The sequence below is a fragment of the Streptomyces nanshensis genome, from assembly GCF_001751255.1.
In the GTDB taxonomy this organism is placed as follows: Bacteria; Actinomycetota; Actinomycetes; order Streptomycetales; family Streptomycetaceae; genus Streptomyces; species Streptomyces nanshensis_A.
Genome location: NZ_LJGW01000143.1, coordinates 47,143 through 69,647 on the forward strand (window position 1 = coordinate 47,143; position 22,505 = coordinate 69,647).

21 protein-coding genes are annotated in these 22,505 nt (G+C 70.5%); 5 read left to right on the forward strand and 16 right to left on the reverse strand.

What is annotated here, in order from left to right:
- Window positions 1-13: 13 nt before the first annotated feature.
- The 12 genes from AN218_RS08500 to AN218_RS08555 form a co-directional block, all read right to left on the reverse strand.
- A complete protein-coding gene (locus AN218_RS08500) occupies window positions 14-1,135 on the reverse strand; it encodes a M20 family metallopeptidase (protein WP_070016146.1) in 1,122 nt (373 codons plus the stop codon).
- An 8-nt stretch (window positions 1,136-1,143) separates the two neighbouring features.
- The gene (locus AN218_RS08505) at window positions 1,144-2,187 is read right to left on the reverse strand and encodes a phosphotriesterase family protein (protein WP_216311738.1); all 1,044 of its coding nucleotides are present in this window, start codon (window positions 2,185-2,187) and stop codon (window positions 1,144-1,146) included.
- A gap of 103 nt (window positions 2,188-2,290) precedes the next feature.
- Window positions 2,291-3,403, reverse strand: coding sequence for a queuosine salvage family protein (locus AN218_RS08510; protein WP_141747515.1), 1,113 nt, complete (start codon window positions 3,401-3,403; stop codon window positions 2,291-2,293).
- A gap of 54 nt (window positions 3,404-3,457) precedes the next feature.
- Window positions 3,458-4,753 carry an MFS transporter gene (locus AN218_RS08515; protein WP_070016148.1) on the reverse strand — a complete coding sequence of 432 codons (1,296 nt, stop codon included), beginning with the start codon at window positions 4,751-4,753 and terminating at the stop codon, window positions 3,458-3,460.
- Window positions 4,754-4,879: 126 nt separating this feature from the next.
- Window positions 4,880-5,557, reverse strand: coding sequence for a substrate-binding domain-containing protein (locus tag AN218_RS08520; RefSeq protein WP_070016149.1), 678 nt, complete (start codon window positions 5,555-5,557; stop codon window positions 4,880-4,882).
- Window positions 5,558-5,559: 2 nt separating this feature from the next.
- Window positions 5,560-6,213: a class II aldolase/adducin family protein gene (locus AN218_RS08525; protein WP_070016150.1), complete on the reverse strand. Its 654-nt coding sequence runs from the start codon at window positions 6,211-6,213 to the stop codon at window positions 5,560-5,562.
- A complete protein-coding gene (otnK, locus tag AN218_RS08530) occupies window positions 6,210-7,466 on the reverse strand; it encodes a 3-oxo-tetronate kinase (protein WP_070016151.1) in 1,257 nt (418 codons plus the stop codon). Before otnK ends, AN218_RS08525 begins: the two co-directional genes overlap by 4 nt.
- Entirely contained in the window at window positions 7,463-8,128 is a 666-nt protein-coding gene (locus AN218_RS08535) for a hypothetical protein (protein ID WP_070016152.1), read from the reverse strand. Before AN218_RS08535 ends, otnK begins: the two co-directional genes overlap by 4 nt.
- Window positions 8,125-8,931, reverse strand: coding sequence for a hydroxypyruvate isomerase family protein (locus tag AN218_RS08540; RefSeq protein WP_070016153.1), 807 nt, complete (start codon window positions 8,929-8,931; stop codon window positions 8,125-8,127). Before AN218_RS08540 ends, AN218_RS08535 begins: the two co-directional genes overlap by 4 nt.
- The gene (locus AN218_RS08545) at window positions 8,928-9,920 is read right to left on the reverse strand and encodes a phosphoglycerate dehydrogenase (RefSeq protein ID WP_070016154.1); all 993 of its coding nucleotides are present in this window, start codon (window positions 9,918-9,920) and stop codon (window positions 8,928-8,930) included. Before AN218_RS08545 ends, AN218_RS08540 begins: the two co-directional genes overlap by 4 nt.
- Entirely contained in the window at window positions 9,917-10,702 is a 786-nt protein-coding gene (locus AN218_RS08550; RefSeq protein WP_070016155.1) for an NAD-dependent epimerase/dehydratase family protein, read from the reverse strand. The genes AN218_RS08545 and AN218_RS08550 overlap by 4 nt, the downstream gene beginning before the upstream one ends.
- A gap of 25 nt (window positions 10,703-10,727) precedes the next feature.
- Window positions 10,728-11,471, reverse strand: coding sequence for an MBL fold metallo-hydrolase (locus tag AN218_RS08555; protein WP_079131943.1), 744 nt, complete (start codon window positions 11,469-11,471; stop codon window positions 10,728-10,730).
- A gap of 421 nt (window positions 11,472-11,892) precedes the next feature.
- On the opposite strand from AN218_RS08555, the gene AN218_RS08560 reads away from it, so the two are divergent.
- Window positions 11,893-12,909, forward strand: a complete 1,017-nt coding sequence (locus AN218_RS08560; RefSeq protein ID WP_216311739.1) for a chitinase — start codon at window positions 11,893-11,895, stop codon at window positions 12,907-12,909.
- Between the two features lie 132 nt (window positions 12,910-13,041).
- On the opposite strand, the gene AN218_RS37995 is transcribed toward AN218_RS08560, so the two are convergent.
- On the reverse strand, window positions 13,042-15,282 hold the full coding sequence (locus AN218_RS37995; RefSeq protein WP_141747516.1) for a DUF1996 domain-containing protein: 2,241 nt from the start codon (window positions 15,280-15,282) through the stop codon (window positions 13,042-13,044).
- 840 nt (window positions 15,283-16,122) lie between these two features.
- Between AN218_RS37995 and AN218_RS08570 the strand changes: the two genes are divergently transcribed.
- The 3 genes from AN218_RS08570 (at window position 16,123) to AN218_RS08580 (ending at window position 18,376) form a co-directional block, all read left to right on the forward strand.
- The gene (locus AN218_RS08570) at window positions 16,123-16,431 is read left to right on the forward strand and encodes a hypothetical protein (RefSeq protein ID WP_244900356.1); all 309 of its coding nucleotides are present in this window, start codon (window positions 16,123-16,125) and stop codon (window positions 16,429-16,431) included.
- 144 nt (window positions 16,432-16,575) lie between these two features.
- Window positions 16,576-17,832, forward strand: a complete 1,257-nt coding sequence (locus AN218_RS08575; protein WP_070016157.1) for a PP2C family protein-serine/threonine phosphatase — start codon at window positions 16,576-16,578, stop codon at window positions 17,830-17,832.
- Window positions 17,833-17,926: 94 nt separating this feature from the next.
- The gene (locus tag AN218_RS08580) at window positions 17,927-18,376 is read left to right on the forward strand and encodes a hypothetical protein (RefSeq protein ID WP_070016158.1); all 450 of its coding nucleotides are present in this window, start codon (window positions 17,927-17,929) and stop codon (window positions 18,374-18,376) included.
- A 77-nt stretch (window positions 18,377-18,453) separates the two neighbouring features.
- Here AN218_RS08580 and AN218_RS08585 read toward each other — a convergent pair whose 3' ends face one another.
- Genes AN218_RS08585 through AN218_RS08595 form a run of 3 tightly spaced genes read right to left on the reverse strand, consistent with a single transcriptional unit; the run spans window position 18,454 to window position 22,077 of the window.
- Window positions 18,454-19,623 carry a bifunctional 2-methylcitrate synthase/citrate synthase gene (locus AN218_RS08585; protein ID WP_070016159.1) on the reverse strand — a complete coding sequence of 390 codons (1,170 nt, stop codon included), beginning with the start codon at window positions 19,621-19,623 and terminating at the stop codon, window positions 18,454-18,456.
- 28 nt (window positions 19,624-19,651) lie between these two features.
- Window positions 19,652-20,557 (reverse strand): methylisocitrate lyase, encoded by a 906-nt coding sequence (prpB, locus tag AN218_RS08590; protein WP_070016160.1) that lies wholly within the window; start codon window positions 20,555-20,557, stop codon window positions 19,652-19,654.
- Window positions 20,557-22,077, reverse strand: coding sequence for an MmgE/PrpD family protein (locus AN218_RS08595; RefSeq protein WP_070016161.1), 1,521 nt, complete (start codon window positions 22,075-22,077; stop codon window positions 20,557-20,559). The genes prpB and AN218_RS08595 overlap by 1 nt, the downstream gene beginning before the upstream one ends.
- A gap of 269 nt (window positions 22,078-22,346) precedes the next feature.
- On the opposite strand from AN218_RS08595, the gene AN218_RS38000 reads away from it, so the two are divergent.
- A partial coding sequence (locus tag AN218_RS38000) for a helix-turn-helix domain-containing protein (RefSeq protein ID WP_244900357.1) occupies window positions 22,347-22,505 on the forward strand: 159 nt, incomplete at its 3' end.

Consider the following 22,505-nt stretch of genomic DNA (forward strand, 5'->3'; position numbering starts at 1 on the left):
ATCCGGTCCGCGCCTAGCCCGGACCGCGGGACTCGGGCAGCCGGTCCAGCACGGCGCGGCGGTACCGCCCGCACATCGCACGCAGCGAGCCCAGATCCATCGCCTCGTCCACCGCGTGCATCTGCGCCGGGGCACCGGGCCCCCACACCACGACCGGAACTCCCGGCAAGTGCGCGCGGAGCACCGAGGCGTCCGTGAAGTAGGGCACCCCGGCGGGCGCGACGGGTGCGGGAAGCGACCGGATCCACGGATGCGTACGGTCCGTACGCAGCGCGGGCAGGCTCAACAGGGTGCGTACGGAGGCGAGTTCGGGCTGTGCCCGCCACCACCGCACCTGTGCCTCGCCCGCGCCGACCGTACGCATGTCGATTGTCGCGGACGCGTGCGCCGGGACGATGTTGGGCGCCGTACCCCCGGCGACAGTGCCCACGTTCCAGGTCTCCTCGCCCAGGTCCGGGTCCGAGGACAACGGGAGCTCGTGCCGGGCGCGTTCCAGCACGCGGGCCAGTCCCAGGATCGCGTTCTCGCCCCGGCCGGGCGTGCTTCCGTGGGCAGCGCGGCCCCGCGCCTCGACGTCCAGCCAGAGCGCTCCGCGGTGGCCGACGTGGATCACGCCGTCCGTCGCCTCCGGAACGATCACGGCGCCGACGTCGCGGTCCGCCAGAGCGGCGGCGGCACCGGCGGCGCCCAGTGCGCCCGCCTCCTCGTCGCTGGTCATCAGCACGGCGACGGCCGCCCCGCGTTCCGCGGCGAGCACCAGCGCCGAAGTCGCCGCGGCCAGGCCGCACTTCATGTCCACCGCGCCACGGCCGGTCAGACGCCCGCCGTCGACGACCGCGCGGAACGGATCGGTCGACCAGGCACCGGGATCCCCTGCCGGCACCGTGTCGGCATGGCAGACGAAGAGCAGCGTCTGGGCGCGCGCGTCCCCGGTGGAGAGCAGCGTCCACGGACGCTCCGCGCCGAGATCGCCGTCCTCCCGGACCGCCGGGTGCCGCTCCGTCGCGTACTCGGCGACGGTCCGCTGGACCGCCCGCTGCCCGTCGGCGTCCCCCGACACCGACGGGATCGCGATCAGCCGGCGCGCCAGGCCGACGACCTCGTCGGCGTCCTCCGTCAGAGCTTCGTCCTTCACGGCCTCCGTCAACTCCTCCGCCCGGCGGCCCCGTTGCGCGCCGCCGTCACGAACAGGTCGCGGGGGTTGTCGGTCAGCAGCGCGGCCGCGCGTTCCGGTGCGACGCCCTCGCGTACGAGCGCGGGCAGGAAGCGCAGCGGGAGATGGTCGTAGCCGTAGCCGCCGAAGGCGTGGAGCTGCATCTTCAGATAGGTGTCGCAGGAGATCAGGATGCGTGCGCCCAGCCCTTCGCCGATGAGTCCGGCGACCGCCGAGGCGACGACCGAGTCGGCGGGCGCCTGGGTGTTCTGGTGCCCGAACCACCAGTCGATGCCGATCATGTCGAAGGACAGCCACGCGCCGCGGGCGGCGAGCGCCCGGTGGTACGCGACGTCGCCCGCGCTCGGGTTCAGATGGGACAGCACGACGGCCGCCGGGTCGCAGCCCTCGGCCTCCAGGACGTCGAGCACCTCGGTCCCGTACCGTTCCCACCCCGGCAGATGGACCGACAGCGGCAGACCGGTACGCCGCTGCGCCCGCCCGCTGGCCCGCAGCACCCGGCGCTCCTCGTCGGTGAAGTCCGCGGAGACGCCGGTCTCCCCCAGGATCCCCGCCCTGACCCCGTCGGTGCCCTCCTCCACCTCCCGCACGATGCTGTCGGCGATCTCGTCCAGGGTGGCGCCGCGCAGCCACGGCGGATGGAACGCCTCCAGGTAATACCCCGCTCCGGCGACGACGTTGAGGCCCGTGCGTTCCGCGACCTGCCGCAGATCGCCTTCGCGGCGCCCGCAGTCCAGCGGCGTCTGATTGACGATCGTCCGCCCTCCGACCGCGCGGAATCTGAGGGCCTCCGTGACGGCGAGGTCCGCGTCGTCGAGCACGGCGTTGTCGCGCGAGAGCATCGGGTCGAAGCGCAGCCGTGCCAGATACGCCGGACGCAGCGGCGAGCCCGCGATCTCCACGCCCTCGGCGTCGTCCGGGTCCGGCTCCCGGCATCTGCGCCGGTTGTCGGTGAAGAGATGCTCGTGCGCGAGCGTCATGCCCAGCTCGGACGCCGCGACCGGTCCGGTCACGGTCTGGACGGTGACCCCGGCTGCGTCCTCGGCCGTGCCCCCGGATGTGTCCCCGGTCGTGTCCCCTGTTGTGTCCTGCGCTGCCATGCGAGCACCGGCCCGATCAGTAGTACGGCGTGTATACGAGCGGCCAGCCCAGTTCCATCAGCGCGGGTCTGCGCTGGAAGGCCGTGCAGTCGTCACGGATGGGACAGGGCACGTCCTCCTCGCTCGCCCCGGGGTGGCAGGGGCGGCAGCGGAAGGCGGAGTGATACCAGAACTCGTGGTCCAGCTCGGCCAGTACGACCCCGGAGCGCCGCTGCACCTCGTCGAAGACCGCGACCGTCGCCGCGCGGAACTCCCGTTCCATGGCGGAGTCCATCGCGATCGGACGGCGCTCGCGCAGCATCGCGGTCATCTCCTCGCTCAGCCGGAACACCCCCCAGCGGGTGAGGAAGAGCGGGATGTAGTAGTCCGCCGGCCCGAGCGAGTTCTCCGGGTCGTCGATCCGTACGAGCCGGGCGAACTCCTCGGTCGTCGGCAGACCGGCGTCGAGGCGGTTGTGCAACTGGTGCACGACGGTGATCGCCAGCTTGACGAACGGTTCGTCGCCGTAGCTCTTCGGGAAGTCCGCGGCGATCCGCTGCACCGACCCGTTGCCGTCCTCGCGGAACATCCGGCCGTCGGCCCGCTCCATGAGGTTGACCATGTGGCCGTCGTAGAAGCGGTTGAGCACCCGGCCGATCTCATGGAGCTTCTCCAGCCGGTGGTCGAGCATCTGGTAGGTGACCTCTCCCGTGACCTCGTCGCGGTAGACGTCCGCCAACTGCTCCCGGGTGATCGTCTCCAGGAAGTCCGCGTCCAGCAACGGCAGTCCGTCGTCGATGGCCCGCATGATGCAGGCGCTGACCGCGCGTTCCCCCGTGTACAGCTCGCCATTGACGTGGCAGTCCCACGCCTCGACGCCGTGCTGTGCCGCGTCCGTCCACCGCCAGATCGTGAAGCTCTGCGAACGCCGCATCAGATAGAACTGCAACGTGTCCCGGTCGTTGACCATGGGGCCCTGGTCCGGGGTGAGCAGTGTCGGCGTCGCGTGCCGGTCGGCTCCGAGCAGACGCTCGGCCATCCGTCGGGCCAGATCGTTCACGCGGTCGTGGTCGATGGACACATGCTCGGCTCCGCGCACGATCTCGTCGATCCGCGCCGTGATCGTTCCCCTATCGATGAGGACGCTCATGAGTTCCTCCCGCACCGGCGGCTCTGTCGTCTCCCGTGCTGCTTCTCCGACACGTCAGTCATCGACATGCACATGCCCCTTCTTCTTCGCCACGAGATAGAGGACGACGCTCAGCGCCGCGACGCCTCCGCCGTAGACGCTGAACAGCCAGTACAGGTCCTGTTGTTGCAGCCAGATCATGATGTACGAGGCCGTGCCGCCGAAGAGCATCACGCCGAGCGCGAAGCCGAGGCCGACCCCGGTCGCACGGCAGGACAGCGGCATCAGGCTGGTGGCGGTGAAGTTGACCAGGCCCATGTTCAGACAGACCACGATCCCGCCGAGCAGCACCACGAGCGCGAACACACCGAGACCGGGACGGGTGTAGAGCAGGGTCAGCCCCATCGCCGGGATGACCAGCAGGCGGCAGAAGACGAAGACGCGGGACGCACGGCGGCGGTCCGCGAAGCGCCCCACGACCGGGCCGCCGAAGACGAGCATCACACCGAGTCCGCTGATGATCGCGAAGACGAGCGTGCTGTTCTCGTCGAAGACGGAGTTCGCCATGTTCGGAAGTCCGGTGTTCCAGGTGTAGTTGGCGACCTGGGCCGCGCCCACGACGAACACGATCGCCAGCAGGGCGAGCCGGCGCTCCCAGATCTCCCGCCAGACTCCGCCGGTCGTCGCGTGCTGGGCGTCCTCTGTGCTCTCGCCCTTCTTCAGCGTCTCCGGCAGGGTGCGCCGCAGCCAGACGATCGCGACGGCGAGAACGGTGCCGATGAAGAACGGGATGCGCCATCCCCACTCGTGCATCGCGTCCGAACCGACCGCGGCGCTGGTGAGGAAGCTGGCGAACATCGAGATCAGAATGCCGAGTTGGACGAAGGACCCGCTGACCACGCCGAGGTACTGCGCCCTGTTCCCCTCGGGCGCCAGCTCCATCGCGACCGTGTTGGCGACCGGCGCCTCGGCCCCGGTGACCAGCCCCTGGATGAGACGCAGCGCCAGCAGCAGAAAGCCGGCGGTCACGCCTATCTGGTCGTAGGTGGGCAGGAACGTGATCGCCAGCGTCGTGACCGCCATGATCGACACACAGAGGATGAGGACCTTCTTGTGGCTGACCCGGTCCGCCAGCGGTCCCAGCACGACCGCGCCCAACGGCCGGGTGACGAACCCGGTGGCGAACACCGCGAGCGCCGCCAGGGTGGAGTTGACGGGGTTGTCCGACGGGAAGAAGTGCGGTGCGAGGAACGAGGCCATCAGGCCGTAGATGTTCCAGTCGTACCATTCCAGTGCGACCCCACCGCCGAGACCGGTGAGGATCTTCTTGTCTCCAAGAGTGCCGCGCTTGGGGACGACGCTTGCGACCATCGGTTCAACCTCCCTCGACAACCCTGCGACAGTGACTGACTCGAACTCATGATCGGAATGGGGACTATAATATAGCGCTTGATATCGGCGTCAAGGCTTCTGCCGACGGGATGCGGACCGGTCCTCTCAGCTCGGCACGCTGAGACCCGCGGCCTCGAACCGTTCCCGGGCGCGGGCGCTGCACAGCAGGTCGGCGAAGTCCTGTGCGTCCGGGCCGACTTGGGGACGTACACCGACGGCGAACCGCGCGTACGACTGCAACTCCTCGGGCAGGGGCGCGATCACGTGCGAGCCCGGAACGGACCGCAGTTCGCTGATCTGCTGCACCGCGACGTCCGCCCTGCCGTCGGCGAGGGCGTGCGCCGTCAGTCCGCCCTCCAGCCGGACCGCTCGCTCGTCGATACGGTCCAGGAGGCCGCGTGCGCGCAGCACCGTCATGAAGTGGATCCCGCTGGCGCCGCTCAACGAGTAGGCGACCGCCCGTGCGTCCGACAGATAGCGCAGGAAGGCGTCCGCCGAGTCGTCCGCGGGACCGGGTGCGCCGGCGGGCCTGGCGTACCCCACCGCCGAGACGGCGATCTCGCGCACCGGCGAGGTGAGGAGTCCGCGCTCGGCGAGGTCGCGTACGACCGAGGCGACGCCGATGACCACGTCGGGGCGCTCCCCCCCGGTGATGCGCTCCAGCAGGACCGTGGTGGGCGCGAAGGCCGGGTCGATCCTCGCGTCGTGTGTCTCCTCGAAGAGCGGTATGAGGTGCTCGACGAGGGGCTGACGTACGACGAAACCGCTGTACACCGAGACCATGGTCAGCTCGCCTTCCGGGGTGTCGAAGGTGTCGGAGCGGACAGCGCCGCTGATTCGGACGGGGTGAGCGGCCGCATCGGCAGACCGCGCAGGGACAGGAAGACCTGGGCGGTGTGCTCGATCTCCTCCAGGGCGTCGAGTGCCGCGTCCACGTCCCGTCCGCTGACGATCGGTCCGTGGTTGCGCAGCAGCAGCGCGTGCGTCGCGTGCGCGGCCTCCTCCACCGTCGCCGCTCCCGCCGGGTCGCCCGGCGCGACGTACGGCAGGGCCCGCATCCGGCCGACGCGCATCGCGTAGTAGGCGGTCAGCGGCGGCAGGGGTTCCTCGTCGTCGAGGTCCGCCAGACAGGAGACGGCGGCGGAGTGGAGCGAGTGCGTGTGGACGACCGCCTGGTCGCCGGGGCGGGCGCGGAGCATGGCCGCGTGCAGCGGCGCCTCCTTGGTGGGGCGCGGTCCCGCCAGATGGTCTCCGGCCAGGCCGATCACCGAGAGGGCGTCGGCGCTGACCGCGTCGAGGGAGACGCCGGTCGGGGTGACGAGGATCTGTCCGCCCACGCGCACCGCGACGTTCCCCGTACGCCCATGGGTGAGGCCCCGGCGGTGGATCGAGTGGGCGACGCGTTCCAACTGCCGTGCGGCGGCGGCGCGTTCGGTCATGTCGCCGCCCCCGTCCCGGCCCCGCTCCCGTCCCCCGGCACGTCACCCGTCACATCTACGAACAGCGTCGGACCGCCGAAGTTGCCGGACTTGAGCAGAAGGTGCAGTCCGTGCTCGCGGTCGTGGATCCACGGCACTCCCGGTGCCGCCTCCTCGCCGATCTCCGCGACCCGGGTGCGCAGCGCGCTCACGACCGCACCGGACGTCTCGCCGCCGGCGATCACCAGCCGGCGCAGCCCGCGTTCGGCCAGTCCCGCCGCGATCAGCCCCGTGGCCTCCTCGTAGAGGTCGGCCATTCCCTCCGGCGCCGACGCACGGTGCTCGGGCGGCTGGGAGGAGGCGATGAGCGCGGGTGCGTCGTCCGCGAGTCCGTCCCACCACCGCAGGGCCGCGTCCGCCAACTCGTTCGCTGACTGCCCCGGACCGCCCGTGAGTTGATAGAGGGGGCGGCCCACGTCGCGGAAGGCGGCGATCTGTTCGAGCGTACGGTGCGAGCAGCTTCCGGCGAGGACCGCCGTACGGCCCGCCGGCGGGCGCGAGGGTGCATGCGAACCCGCCGACGAGGCTCTGCCGATCGCCCCGACGAGGCCCGCGGATCCGGCGACCACCGGGGCCGTGCGGACCGCGGAGGCCAGCACGTCGAGATCGGCCTCGTCCAGCGCGTCCGCGACGACATGGACGGCACCGTGCGCGCCGAGCGCCTCCAGACGATCCCGTACGGCGCCGGTTCCGGCGTGGACCACCGCCAGCGGCAGCAGCTCCACCGGCCACCGTGCCTGCGCCCGCAGCAGACGCGGCACCGACGAGTCCCGCATCGGGGTGCGGGGGTGGTCGGCCATGTGCGTCTCGTGCAACAGCCGGTCGCCGACGAAGAGATGGCCCTGATACACCGTGCGTCCGTGCAGCGGCGCGCTCGGCGTGGTGACCACCGTCCGCGTGCCGAGCCGGCCGGCGAGGGCTTCGGTGACCGGACCGATGTTGCCGTCCGGCGTCGAGTCGAACGTGGAGCAGTACTTGAGATACACGCGCTCCGCGCCCTGTGCCGCCAGGGCCTCCCATGCCTCCAGGCTCTGCCGTACGGCGTCGGCGGCGGGGACCGACCGGGTCTTCAGCCCGAGGACGAGCGCGTCGGCGTGGCCTTCCCAGCGCGCGAGGTCCGTGGTGAGGGCGAGCGCGGTGCGCAGCCCGGCACGGCTCAGTGCCGCCGCGACGTCCGTGGCCCCGGTGGCGTCGTCGGCGATCACGCCGATCATGCGCGCGTCTCCAGCGACTGCGCGAGACGTCTCGCGGCGGCGCTCGGACCGTCCAGCACGGGCGTGCCGAAGCGCTCCGCGAGGGCCTCGGCGGCCGGGGCGAGCGAGTACTGCGCGAGCACGATCAGGTCGTAGGGAACGCCGACGGCGGCGACCGCGTCGGTCAACTCCCGCGTCACCAGGGCCGGATCGTCCGTCGTGGCGGCGTCCTCGGCCACGACCGTGACGAGTTCCGCGCCGGCTCCTGCCTCCGTCAGGTACGCGCCGAGCCGGGCGGTGCTGTCGGCGGCGGACGAGGCGAGGGAGGCGACCACGACGACGGTCTCCGGGGCCGCGGCGGCGACCTCGGCGAACAGCGGATCGTCCGCCGCGAGCACCGCGACGCCGTCCCGCCGCGGGTCCCGGATGCGTGCGCGGCCGCCGAACTGCGAACAGGTCAGCAGCACTCCGTCCGCTCCGCCCGCGACGGCGAGGTCGATGAGGCGGTCCATCCGCTCGCCCAGGGACGGCGTCACCCCGCCCTCCGCGGTGGCGTCGGCGAGCAGCCGGTCGTCGATGAGGTTCCACACCGTCGCCTCCGGCAGGGCCGCGCCGACGGCCGCCGCCGCGGGCGGCACGGCCTTCGGCGTCGTGCTGATGAGGGCTATCCGTCCAGACGTCATCGGTACAGTCCCTTCGTCCACACCAGGCCCTCCGCCGTGCCCGACGCGGGCTCGTACTCACAGCCGACCCAGCCCGGATATCCGCTGCCGGCGATGCGTTCCAGCACGCGTGCGTACGCGATCTCCCCGGTGCCCGGCTCCCCGCGGCCCGGGTTGTCCGCGATCTGTACATGGGCCACCGCCGTACGCAGCGTCTCGAAGCGCTCGATGACGTTTCCGCCGCTCACCTGCGCGTGGTAGACGTCGAAGAGCACGCCGACGGTCTCCGGGTCGACGGCCTGTGCGACCGCGGCGGCCGTCTCCATGGACGCCAGCCCGTACCCCGGCTGATCCCGGCGGTTGATCGCCTCCAGCGCCAGCCGCACACCGCTCCCCCGCGCCCGGTCGGCGGCCCAGGCGATGTTGGCGACATAGCCCGCGAACGCCGCGTCCGGATCGCTGTCCTGCGGTCGCACCCCCGCCATCACATGGACGACACGGGTGCCGAGCACCGCCGCGTACTCCAGCGCCCGTTCCACCCCCGCGCGGAACTCCTCCCGCGCACCGGGCACATACGCCGCCCCCGCGGCGGTGGCCGAACCCGCGGGACCCGCCGGGGTGTTGACGAGCACCTGCTCCAGCCCCGCGGCGTCCAGCAACCGCCGCACACGGGACGGTGCGAGCGCGTACGGCGAGGGGAACTCCACCGCGCGGAAGCCCGCCTGCGCCGCGGCGTCGAAGCGTTCCTCGAACGGCAGCTCCGTGAACAGCCACTTGAGGTTGGCGGCCAGCCGTATCGGCCCCGAGGGCGTCTCGATCCTCATGCGTGCACGGACTTCTCGTACGCCGGGTTGACCACGTGCGCCGGACGGCCGCCGCCGAGGACCGTGAGGACGTTGTCCGCGGCGTTCCGTCCCGATGCGGCTCTGGCCTCCCGGGTGGCACCCGCGATGTGCCCGGTGGTGATGATGCCCGGCGTGTGCAGCAACGGGCTGTCCACGGGCAGCGGTTCGACGCGGAAGACGTCGAGCGCCGCGGCGCCGATCCGCCCGGAGCGCACGGCAGCGACGAGGGCGTCCTCGTCGATCACGCCGCCGCGCGAGGTGTTGATCACGACCGCGTCGGACTTCATCGTCGCGAAGGCGGCGGCGTCGAGGAGGTCGCGCGTGCTGTCGTCGAGAAACAGGTGCAGCGTGAGGAAGTCCGCCTCGCGCAACACGTCCTCCAGGTCGCCGCGTTCGATGTGGTGCGCGGCGGCATACTCCGCGTCGAAGTGCGGGTCGTACGCCATCACCCGCATCCCGAAGGCACGGGCGATGTGCGCCACCGCCTTCCCGATCGACCCGAGGCCGAGGATGCCCAGCGTCGCGCCGCGCAGTTCGCGTCCGGTCCGCTGCCGCCAGCATCCCTCGGCGAGGTCGCGGCCGTCGGGGATGTTGCGCGCCGCGGAGAGCATCAGCGCGAAGACGTGCTCCGCGACGGCCTGGCGGTTCGAGCCCGCCGTGACGCAGACGGGGACGCCGCGGGACGTGGCCGCCTCGACGTCGACGTTGTCGTAGCCGACTCCCGTACGCACCACGATTCTCAGGTCCGGAGCCTCCTGAAGGAACCGCCCTTCGAGCCGGTCCGTCCCGGCGATGATCGCGCGCACCCCGGCCAGCAGCGCCTTGCGCGGGCCGTCCCCCATCTCCGTCAGACCCGTCGTGTGCACCGTGCGCAGTCCCGCGTCGCGCAGCATCGTGTCCACGGCGTCGCCCTCGTGCAGGAACGCCGTCGTTATCAGCACGTCCGCACCGCTCGCGTGGTTCGTCACCAGATCCCTCCGCGGTAGTCCGCCGCCGTGAACCCGCCGCCCTGGAGCGTGGGTTCGCCCCGGGTGCGGTCGACGCGGTCGGCGTGGCCGGCGGCGTCGTCCCGGGGCGCGTAGCCGATCGCCGCCCAGCCCGCCGTGCCGTCCCACCACGAGTCGGAGTTGGCCGAGCAGCCGTACACCACCTGGCAGCCGACCGCCGGGGCGTCGACGGCGCACCGTACGAGTTCGGCGCCGTCGTCCCAGCTCAGCCAGATGGAGAGTTGGCGTACGTCCTCCGGCTCCGGCCGGAAGGCACCGATCCGCAACAGCACCGACTCCACGCCCCACTTGTCGTGGTAGAGCGCGGCGAGCGCCTCGCCGAACGCCTTGGACACCCCGTAGTAGGTGTCCGGCCGCAGCAGCGACGACTCGGTCAGCACCTCGGACACGTCGTGGAAGCCGGTCACATGGTTCGAACTTCCGTAGACCACGCGGCGCACCCCGGCCCGGCGCGCGGCCTCGTACACGTGGTACGTGCCGGCGATGTTGGTCTCCAGGATGTCGGAGAACGGCGCCTCGTCCGCGAGCCCGCCGAGGTGGACGACGACGTCCACGCCGCGCGCCGCCGCCGTCAGCGCGTCGAGATCGCCGAGGTCGCCGACGACGACCTCCTCCCCCGGGAACAGCGAACTCTCCGGCTGCGAACGGGCGTAGAGGACCGTCCGCGGATAGCGCCCCGCCAGGCGCTCCCTGATGACACTGCCCATGCGGCCGGTACCGCCGGTGTACATCACCGTCGTCATGCGTCCCTTCCTCCCTTCACCGCGCTCAGGCGATGCTCCGGTCCTGCTCCGGGCCCGCCGCCTCGGCGAAGTACCCGATCTGTGCGCGCTGCGGCCGGCACCGCTGCGGGCTCCCGTCGACCAGGCGCAGCGCGACGTCGTGCCCCGGCACGAGGAGGCCCGAGGTGTCGGCCAGCACGGACCGCAGACGGTCGACGGTGCGGGTGCTGGCGTCCTCGTCCATCGTCGAGTGGGCGCGTGACGTGGTCAGTTCGTGGATGTTCTTGACGGAGTCGCCCGCGAACAGCAACTGCTCCTCGGCGCGCTCGACATGGAACGCGAGATGTCCCGGGGTGTGGCCGGGGCTCGCCACGGCGTGGACGCCCGGAAGGACCTCCTGGCCCGGACGCACCCGTTCCACGCCCTCGTCACGGCGGAGGAGTTCACGGACGTGGAGGTCGGGGACGAACGTCGTCCCGGGCGCCTGCGCCGCGGCCCACGCCAGCTCCTCTTCGCCCACCCATGTCGTCGCGTTCGGGAACATCGTGAAATTGCCGACGTGGTCCCAGTGCAGATGCGTCACCAGGACGTCGGTGATGTCGGCGGGGGTCAACCCCCGTTGCCCCAGCCCCTCGTGGATCAAGGGGATGTAGGCCGGCGGTCCCGCGTCCAGCAGCACCCGGCGGTCTCCGTCCTCCAGCAGCCACAGGCTGCTCCAGCCGAACCCTCCGTGGGAGGCGGACACGGCGGGGAAGCCCTCCACGATCGGCACCGCGCTGTACATCGGCATCAGCCCTTTCACGCTGGGCCCCACGACGACCGTGCGCGCCGCCGGGCGGTACGAGGCGTCCGCCGTGAACGGGCCCGGCGGCGCGCATCGGTCCGCCGGACGTACGCGAGGTCGTCATCTCCGAACTCCTTGCCGCCCGTTGAGAAGCTCGCTGGTCACGGGCCTCATCGGGACGGACGTAACACTATACTATTGGGCTCGTCGCTGGATAGTGCCTGCTGGGACGCACCGCGACCGCAGCACACGGGAGGCCGCCGGCGCCTCGCCCCAACTCACCGATCTCCTCCGGGAGTCGGCGAGGGCGGACCGAAGCTTTTCCCTGTTCTCTATTGTCTAGACCAATAAACGGCGTTAGCGTGCTCACGCGCCTGCACAAGGCCGCACTGTTCGACACCCCCACCCCCCACGATGGGAGCTTTTCGTGCGCCCACACCTGACACAGCGCCGCAAGATCGCGCTCGGGATCGCATCCGTGCTCGCAGTCGCCGGAGCGACCGGAATTGCCGCCTCCGCTCAGGCCGGCAACGTCGACCAGCACACGAAGGCCGCCGCGCCCAGCGGGCTGAACGGCCCGTACCTCTACACCGGCGCCGAAAACGTGCCGGACGCCGCCCAGTTCATGAAGGACACCGGCAACAAGCAGCTCACGCTCGCCTTCATTCTGGACAAGGGCGGCTGTGAGCCGGCGTGGGACGGGCAGCGCCCGCTCACCGGCGGCGAGGACGAGAAGACGATCAAGGCGGTCCAGGACGCGGGCGGTGACGTCACCCCGTCCATCGGCGGCTACAACGGCTCCAAGCTCGGTGAATCGTGCGGCAGCGCCGAGGAGTTGGCCGGCGCGTACCAGAAGATCATCGACGCGTACCAGCTCAAGTCGATCGACGTCGATATCGAGGCGAACGAGTTCGAGATGCCCGACGTACGGCAGAAGGTCGTCGACGCGCTGAAGATCATCAAGGACAAGAACAAGGACACCAAGGTCTATCTGACCTTCCCGACCCTCGAAGAGGCCCCGACCGACAACGGCAAGGACCTGATCAAGAAGGGCGCCGCCGCCGGTCTCGACCTCGACGGCTGGACGGTCATGCCCTTCGACTTCGGACACGGCGACCAGGACATGGCCAAGGCCACCCAGACCGCGGTGGACGGGCTCGCGAAGATCGTGGCCGACGAGTACAAGATCGACCAGGAGAAGGCGTACAGCAAGGTCGGCTTCTCCTCGATGAACGGCAAGACCGACCAGCCGAACGAGGCCATCTCGCCGTCGGACTTCCAGAAGATGGTCGACTTCGCCACGGAGAAGCACCTGGCACGCGTCAGCTTCTGGTCCGCCAACCGCGACCGCCCCTGCTCCGCCGGTGACGGCAACGACTCGTGCAGCGGCATCGACCAGAAGGAGTGGGAGTTCTCCAAGATCGTGGCCGGCTACGAGGGTTAGGCGGTTACGGCGGTACGACGACGGTCCCGGTGCGGGAGCCGGCCGTACCCTGGAAAGCACCAGGTCCCGTACTCGCTCACCGCAAGCGAGTACGGGACCTGGGCGTTTCACACCCGTGAGGTGCGCGTCAGGTCAGCGCCTGGCGGCGCTCCTGCGACGCAGCCACCACACCTGGGCGCTGCCGGCAGCGACGACTGCGGCGGCGATCAGGACGATCAGGCCGATCGGGGTGTTGGAGCCGGTGCCGGCGAGATCGCTGTCCTGCTCCTTCGCCAACTGAGCCGCGTCGTCCGGCGCCGGGGAACCCTTGTCCCGGTGCACGGCCTGCGGGCTCGCGCCGGCAGCCTGCGAGTCCAGCGCCGAGGACGACTCGTCGCGGCTCTCGGACTTGGACGCGGAATCATCCGACGTGGACGCGGAGTCGTCCGACTTCGAACCCGACGCCGAGGACGGCTTGTCGCGGTTCTCGGTCTTGGGGGCCGAGTTGTCCGACGTGGAGTCCGGCGCCTTCGTCTTCGGCGCCGAGGACGACGGGGTGGAGTCGTGCGGCTTCGACGGCTTGTGCGCGGGCGTCGAGTCCTTGCCCTTGCCGCTGTCGTCCTTGCCGCTGTCTCCCTTACCGGCGTCTCCCTTGCCGCTGTCTCCCTTACTGCTGCCCGTGTCCTTGCCGTCGTCGGTGTCCTTGCCGCTGCCCGTGTCCTTGCCGTCGTTCGGGCAGTCCTTGTCCTCGTTGATGCAGTCCACGGCCTCCTTCATCAGCTTCGTCGGCATGACGTTGATGAAGTCGCTGTGGTCCGTGATCGGCTTGTGCAACTGCTCCGGGAAGGAGTCCACTGCGAACGGGGTGTCGCTGTCGAGCAGATTCTTCTGCGGGATGTCGTACTTGATCGTCTGCTGAATCTGCGGGATGTTCTGGAACCCCTGGGGGCAGTTGCCCTGGTCGTCCGAGAACTTCATGTGGTCGCGGTGGTTGCCGCTGTCCGTGTTCTGACCGTCCCAGCAGTTCTGGAACTTGAACGTACGGATCGTCTTCTTGCCCTCGGGGCAGATCGGGTACTTGTCCTTGAGCTGACGGTCCTCGAAGCCCTCGCAGCTCCACGACGCGTTGGCGTTCTCGTCGCCGTTGGTGAAGGACTTGGCGTCCCCGGTGATGATGCGCAGGAAGCGCGGCATCTCCGTGACCTTGTCCGCGCCGCCCGAGGTCAGCTTGATCGTCGGCTCGGGGTCGAGGATCGTACCGAGGTTGAGGTCGTTGGCCCCGCCGTCACCGGGCTGAGCCTCGTCACCCTGACCGCCGCCGACCTGGTCGTCACCGCCCTGACCCTGATCCTGACCTTGCCCCTGGTCCTGACCCTTGTCCTGATCCTGACCTTGCCCCTGATCCTGACCTTGCCCCTGGTCCTGACCCTTGTCCTGGCCCTGGTCTTGCCCCTGGTCCTGGCCTTGATCCTGGCCCTGGTCCTGACCTTGATCCTGCCCCTGGTCCTGGCCCTGGTCCTGGCCCTGGCCCTGGTCTTGTCCCTGGTCCTGCCCTTGATCCTGACCCTGGTCCTGACCTTGATCCTCGGCCGGAGGCTGCTGCTGGCCCTGGTCCTGACCCTGATCCTGGCCCTGATCCTGGCCCTGATCCTGGCCCTGCCCTTGATCCTGGTTCTGGTCCTGGCCGGCGTCGTCGCCGTTCCGCTGGCCCTGCGGCTTCTGGCCCGCGCTGTCCTGCTTCTTCTGGACGTCGCCTTCCTGCACGGCGCCGCGTTGGTCCTCGTTGCCGTCCAGAGAACGGATCACGGGCCAGTAGTGCGTGGACTGGTCGCCCTTGGCGCACGTGGTGCGGGCGGCGGCGAGGGACTCGTCGCTGGACTGGGAGTTGGTGTCCGCGTTGCCCACGTAGTCGTGTACGTGGTGGGCGCCGTTGAGAACGCCGGGAGCGGCGATCACGTTGTCCGAATTGAAGTGCTCTTCACTGTTGTTGCCGCACTTCGTCTCGAAACTGCCGCCCGGGTCCTTGGCCTTGGAATCGTTCGGCTGGACCTGAGTGATGTCGACGAAGTCCTCGGCGACCGGGCCCTGGACCTGCTTGCCGTCGTCGGCTCCCCCGTCCTGGCCGTCCTGAGTCGCCTGGTCCTGCATCATCTGGCACTGGGCCATGGAACCCATGTCGCCGGGGGCCTGGCCGCCGGCCTTCTGGATGTCCTGACCCATGCTCCGGATGGTCTCCGAGCGCTGCTGCTTCAACTGGGCGAGCGCCGCCGCGGAGTCCTCCTCCTGGGAGTTCCACTGCCCGTAAGCCTGCGCGACCTGCTGGTCCAGAGTGGCGAGCTTCCGACCCACGGACTCCTTGGCGCCCTTGGGTACCTGGCCCAGTGCAAGGCTCACATCGGGACAGTCGATCGTGCTCGCAGCAGGGGCGGAGTCACCGTTCGCCCCCGCGAAGGCGCTCACGCCGATCGCCGCTGCTCCGCCACCACCAACCACCAGCGCAGCGACGACGGCTATCGTCCTGTTCGCCGTGCGCGACCGTCTGTGGCCTTTTATTCTCATATCGACTTCACTCCACTCATTTCGCGTCATTCAGCGCCTCGAAGTTCAGAGCCCGATCCCCTCCTGGGCCATGAGATGATCGAGGACAATGGCGTTGGCCCCGGGTCGTCGCGAACGACAACACCATTGAATTGCGGGTCTGATCGCGTACAAGGCCTAGGCCTACGAGGCCTAAAGACGGCGGTGAGCCTAGCGCAGCCGGACCGCGAGGACGGCGATCTCGTGCGGATGAAACAAGTTTGGCGCGGCCGTGAATACTTCCGCGCAGCCGATCTCCGTTCCTCTCGGCGCACCGCCGGGAGAATTGAAGGGATTCGCCCCCGATTCGCCGCGAATTCTTGAGAGATTCCCACAAGATGACGTCACGTTGCTTCCCAACGGCACCTGTGGACTGGTAGGCGCCGACGCCGATCCGTCCTGTCTGAAGGGGCGCGGCGGCGGGCCGGAGCGGGAAGCCCCCAGACGGCCGAGCACCCAACTGGGAGACGGCAGGGGCGTGTTGATCGCGTCAGCCAGTTCGCGTGTTTCGTACGCCCCGACGGGGACTCCTCGATGCTCCGTACATGACGAGTTCGTTCTCGTCGCCGTGCACGCCCCCGGGAACACAACTCCCGCCCGCGACACGCGAACTGACGACCCGCCCACAAGATCGACTAGGGTCGCGATGTGCGTCAGATGCCGTCGGCCGACATGGTCACCCTCATCTCGTTTCTCGCCGTTCTGCTGATCTTCTTCAGCATCGACGTACGTTCGCGGGATACGGCAGCCACGAAGCCGTGGCACGGGCACCTTTTCGAATGGGCCTCCCGGATCGGGGGAATCGCCACCGCCGTCTCGCTCGCCCTGGGGTGGGTGGATCTCTTCCTTCCGGACGAGGGCAGTCCGATCCATGTGGCGCTCGTGGCCGCGCCCGGGTCCGTGGCCGTGCTGTGCGCCATCGTGCTCGGGCTGGAGATGCTCTGGCAGCGCAGGGACTCTCCGTAGACCGGCGGACCGGCCCCCCGTGAACCGGCGGCTGCCCGCCGGCCCGCGACCCGTGCCCCGGGTGGCGTACGCCCTGTGCGCTGTGGCCGCGAATCCGCGCCACGGTGGTACGGGAAGGGTTGTCCGGCGAGGGAAGGCGGCACGGTGGACGAGGGCCGTCGCAGCGGTCGCAACGGTCTCAGGGCTCAGGCCGACCTCTCGGAGGGCTTCGGGGAGCGCCTGCTGGGACAGTTGCTGGACCGCGCCCACCAGATGCCGCCGCATCTCATCGCGCCGCTGGTGGCGGAGGAGATCAGCAGGATCGGCGGCCGGGACACGTCGATCTACCTCCAGGACCACGAGCAGCGGCTGCTGGTGCCCTTCGAGGGCAGGGGGCTGACCGGCGGGGATCCGGTGGTCATCGACGGCTCCCAGCCGGGAGAGGCGTTCCTGACGATGCGGCCCGTCCAGGAGCACCGGTCCGACGAGGTACGGATGCATCTGCCGCTCCTGGACGGCACCGAGGAGGTCGGGGTGCTGTCCCTGACCCTGGACACCGTCGAGGAGAACGACCTGCGGCTGCTGCGCCGGCTCGCGGGCCTCGTGGCGGACATGATCGTCACCAAGAACAACTACACGGACGACTTCTTCCTCACCCGCTGCCGGGGCGAGCCGATGAGCGTCGCCGCGGAGATCCAGTACAAGCTGCTGCCGCCGCTGTCGATGACCACCCCGCAGGTCTCCGTCGCCGGGCTGCTGGAGCCCACGTACAAGGTGGCCGGGGACAGCCTGGACTACGTCCTCAACAAGGACGTCCTGCATGTGGCCGTCATCGACGCGATGGGACACGGGCTGAACGCCGCGATGCTCTCGACCGTGGCCATGGGCGCCTACCGGCACGCACGGCGCTCGGACGTCGAACTGGCGGACCTGTACCGCTTCATGGACGCCGCGATGGACGAGGTGTTCGGGCCGGAGGACTTCGTGACGGGCCAGATGATGCGTCTGAACGTCACCACCGGTCAGTTGCAGTGGGTCAACGCCGGGCATCCGGCGCCGATGGTGCTCCGCGGGCACCGGGTGGTGCAGCGGCTGGAGAGCCCCACGACGCTGCCGGTCGGCTTCGGCGGCGCCACACCGACGGTCTCCACCGTCCAACTGCGCCGCTACGACCGGGTGCTCGCCTTCACCGACGGGCTCGTCGAGGAACACAAGATCAGCGGCGAGCAGTTCGGGGAGCAGCGGCTGATCGACACCGTCGAGTACGTCTCACCCCTGACGGACGGGGTCAACCATCTGGTGCGCCGGCTCTCCCTGGACCTCAAGCGCCAGCGCGGCGACGTCACCAGCGACGACGCGACTCTGCTCGTCATCGAATGGACCGGCGGCACGGCCGACCACCTCGCCGCCCCCGATCTGTGACGCGTACCACTGCGGCGCCGTGCCGTCATCCGGTCTCCCGCCGCTCGGAAGACCCCTACCGTGAAGAGCGCAACTCCCTGACGAGGAGGCTGAGATGGGGATCTCTGCGCTGCCGTACGTGGACGAGCACGCGACCGTCGTCGACGCGGAGACCGACGGCGTGTGGCGCGGTCTGGGAGAGACCGTGGAGCGCTCCTTCTCCCGTCCCGGGACGGCCGCTTACGCGAGGCTCATCGGGTCCGCCGACAGCCGGGTCTCCGGTCCGCGGCCGCTCGCCGAGGGCTCGGCCTTCCCCGGTTTCCGGGTGACCGCCGCCGTACCGGGACGTGAGCTGGTCCTCGAAGGGCGCCACCGCTTCTCGACGTACGCCCTGATCTTCCGTCTGGAGCCCGCCGGTCCGGGGCGCTCTCGGCTGTGCGCCGAGACCCGTGCCGTCTTCCCCGGTCTGCTCGGCGGGCTCTACCGGCGGCTCGTCATCGGGACCGGCGGCCACGCGGCGGGCGTACGGCGTCTGCTCGCGGCCGTCGGCCGACGGTCCCGGTGACGCGCCCGGCGACCTACCCGGCGCGGTGAGCGCCACCGCTCAACTCCGGCCGCCGTACGGGACGTTCAGGACGCGGTTCAGGACGCGGCGGCCGGGACCGCCCGTTGCCGTACGCCCGTGTAGGAGGCGAGCGGGCGGATCAGGGCGTTGTGGTCGAGCTGTTCGGTGATGTGGGCCGTCCAGCCGGTGATGCGGCTCATCACGAAGATCGGTGTGAAGGCCGGGATGTCGAAGCCCATCAGGTGGTAGGCGAGGCCCGCCGGGTAGTCCAGGTTGGGGTGGATGCCCTTGCGTGCGGCCATGGCGTGGCGGAGCGCGGTGTGCAGGGTGGCCAGCCGGGTGGTCTCGGGGTCGCCGGAGCGGGCGACGAGCCGCTCGGTGGCCTCCTGCATGATCGGTACGCGGGAGTCGCCGTGCTTGTAGACGCGGTGGCCGAAGCCCATGATCTTCCGCTTGGCGGCCAGGGCCTCCTCCAGCCAGTCGGCGGCACGCTGCGGATCGCCGATCTCCTCCAGCATGTGCATCACGGCCTCGTTGGCGCCGCCGTGCAGCGGCCCCTTGAGCGCGCCGATGGCAGCGGTGACCGCGCTGTAGAGGTCGGAGAGGGTGGAGGTGACGACGCGGGCGGTGAACGTCGAGGCGTTGAAGCTGTGTTCGGCGTAGAGGATGAGGGAGATCTCGAAGCAGCGGACGATCTCGGGCTCGGGGACGGTGCCGAAGCACATGTGGAAGAAGTTCTCGGCGTAGCCGAGCGAGGCGTCCGGGGCGATCGGCTCCAGTCCGCGCCGCCTGCGCTGGTCGGCCGCGACCACCACGGGCAGCTTGGCCAGCAGCCGCAGTGACTTGGCGCGGTTGGCCTCGGGGCTGTCGTCGCCCTCGGTGGGGTCCTCGGCGCCGAAGAAGCTGACGGCCGTGCGCAGTACGTCCATCGGGTGGCAGGTCTCGGGGACGCGTGCGAGGAGTTCGGCGGTGGTGCGCTCCAGCGGGCGCAGGGCACGCTCCTGCGCCCGGAACTCCGTGAGCTGTGCGCCGGTGGGGAGTTCGCCGTGCCAGAGCAGATGGGCGACCTCCTCGAAGGAGCAGCGGGCGGCCAGGTCCTGTACCGGATAGCCGCGGTAGGTCAGGGAGTTGGTCTCCTCGATGACGGTGGAGATCTCGGTGGTGTCGACGACGACGCCTGCCAGTCCCCTGCGGATGTCGGCTGCGGACGCGGCTGCGCCTGTGGGTGCGGATGCGGTGCTGGTCATGTCGGTGTTCCTCCGTGTGCGGTCCCGGTCAGGCGCCGGGCGGCAGGGTGAAGTCGTGGACGGCGGAGTCGAACGTGGTGTAGTCGGCGTAGCCGAGCACCTCGTACAGCCGGGAGCGGGTCTGCATCCGCGGCAGCAGCGACTCCTGGGTGCCCTCGGCGGCGAGGGTGCGCAGCCCGTCCTCCAGCGCTCCGTTCATCAGCCGGAAGAAGGTCACCGGGTAGAGCGCGATGTCGTAGCCGAGGTTCTGGAGCGTGCGGGCGCCGAGCAGCGGCGTCTTGCCGAACTCGGTCATGTTGGCGAGCAGCGGTACGTCGAGCGCGGCGCGGAACGCCTCGAACTCGCCCTCGTCGGCGAGGGCTTCGGGGAAGACGGCGTCGGCGCCGGCGTCCACGTACGCCTTCGCCCGGTCGATCGCCGCGTCGAGTCCCTCCACGGCGCGTGCGTCGGTACGGGCCATGAGGAAGAAGTCCGGGTCGCGGCGGGCCTCGGCGGCGGCCCGTACGCGCTGGGCCATCTCCTCGCGGGTGACGAGGGTCTTGCCGTCGAGGTGGCCGCAGCGTTTGACGGCGGTCTGGTCCTCCAGGTGCAGCCCGGCCAGTCCGGCGTCCTCGAAGAGCTGGACGGTACGGGCGGCGTCGACCGGGGCGCCGAAGCCGGTGTCGGCGTCGATCAGCACGGGCAGATCGGTGACCCGCGTGACCTGCTGGGCGCGTGCGGCGACCTCGGTGGAGGTGGTCAACCCGATGTCGGGCAGGCAGAGTTCGGCGGCGAGCACGGCCCCGGAGAGATAGGCCGCCTCGTAGCCGTGCTCCTCGATCAGCTTCGCCGAGTACGGGTTGACGGCGCCCGGCATGGTCAACAGCCGTCCGGTGGCGAGCCGTTCACGCAGCGCGCGGCGGCGCTGCGCGGGGGTGGTACGGGTGTGCAGCATCAGAACAGGCCCTTCGGAAGCGCGGCGTCGCCGGCCGCGACGGCCTCGGTGTCCACGGCGGGGAACAGCTCCGCGAGCCGCTCGGCGTCCAGCCGGGCCAGGTCACCGGCGGCCGTGAGGAAGTCCTGCTGTGCGCGGGGCGCGACGATCCCCTCGGCGAGGGTGCGGAACTTGGCCTCGTACTGCGGCCGTCGGAAGGGGCGTGCCCCGGCCGGATGGGCGTCGGCGACGGCGAGTTCGTCCTCGACGACGGTGCCGTCCTCCAGCGTGACGACGGCGCGTCCGCCGAAGGCCCTCTTGTCCGGGTCGGGGTCGTGGTAGCGGCGGGTCCACTCCGGGTCCTCGACGGTCGAGATCTTCCGCCACAGCTCGACGGTCTCCGGGCGGCGGGCCCGCTCGGGCGCGTACGAGCGCTCGTGGTGCCACGCGCCGTCCTCCAGAGCGACGGCGAGGATGTAGGGCACCGAGTGGTCGAGGGTCTCGCGGCTGGCGTAAGGGTCGTACTTCTGCGGGTCGTTGGCGCCGGAGCCGATGACGTGGTGGGTGTGGTGGCTGGTGTGCAGCACGATGCGGCGGACGCCGCCGAGCGGCCCGGTGCGCTCGCGAAGCCGCCGTGCCAGATCGATGACGGCCTGCGCCTGGTACTCCGCGGAGTGCTCCTTGGTGTAGGTGTCGAGGATCGCGCGCCGCGGCTCGTCCGGTCCGGGAAGCGGGACCGTGTACGCGGCACCGGGCCCGTCGAGCATCCAGGCGAGGAAGCCGTCCTCCCCCTCGTAGACCGGCGACGGTGCCCCTTCGCCGCGCATCGCACGGTCGACGGCCTCGATCGCGGCCTTGCCGGCGAAGGCCGGGGCGAACGCCTTCCAGGAGGAGATCTCGCCCTTGCGGGACTGCCGGGTCGCGGTCGTGGTGTGCACGGCCTGCTGGACGGCCTGGTGGACGGTCTCCGTCTCCAGACCGAGCAGGGCCCCGAGTCCGCAGGCGGTGGCCGCGCTGAGGTGGGCGACGTGGTCGATGCGGTGGGCGTGCAGACAGATGCCCCGCACCAGCGCGACGTGGATCTCGTACGCGGCGACGATGCCGCGCAGCAGCTCCGCGCCGCTGCGCCCGGTGTGCTGGGCGACCGCCAGCAGCGGCGGGATGTTGTCGCCGGGGTGGGAGTAGTCGGCGGCCAGGAAGGTGTCGTGGAAGTCCAGTTCGCGTACGGCGGTGCCGTTCGCCCACGCCGCCCACTCCGGGGAGACCCGTACGTGCGGTGCCGTGCCGAAGACCGAGGCGCCGGGTGCCGCGCTGTGCGGCAGCGCCTGGGTACGGGCGACGGCGACCGGGCGGCGGCGCAGCGAGGCCACGGCGACGGCGGCGTTGTCGATCACACGGTTCACGGCCATGGCGGCGGCCTCGGGGTCGAGTCCGCCGGGCTGCGGTGTGCCGGTGGCGACGGCCGCCAGCTTCCACGCGAGCTGCTCCTCGCGGGGCAGCCGGTCGGCGCTGGGATGGACACGTACCTGGTGGTCGATCACGGGACTCCTCGCCGGGACGCGATGGGCTGCGTACGAATGCTTCGCGGATGCTTCGCAACGAGCATTCCCCGTTTCCGCACCCCCGGACGAGGGCCCCAATCTGCGAAATGTCTCCGCGGTGCCGCTGTGAAACTGCGAAAGTTGCGAATTCGGCGGATGCTAGTTTGGCAAGCCGGGCGGTGGCGGAGGCCCCGGGCGGACCCCGGACCCCGGACCCCGGACCCCGGACCCCCGACCCCGGATCCGGATCGCGGGAGGAGGACGGCGCCATGGCACGGCCCGCGGCACGCAAGATCTACGCACACGCCAAGCTGCGCAGACTCCGCGCCCAGCACGGCATGAACCAGGTCGAGCTGGCCCGCGCCCTGGACATCTCCACCAGCTATCTCAACCAGATCGAGCACAGCCAGCGCCCGCTCACCGCGCCC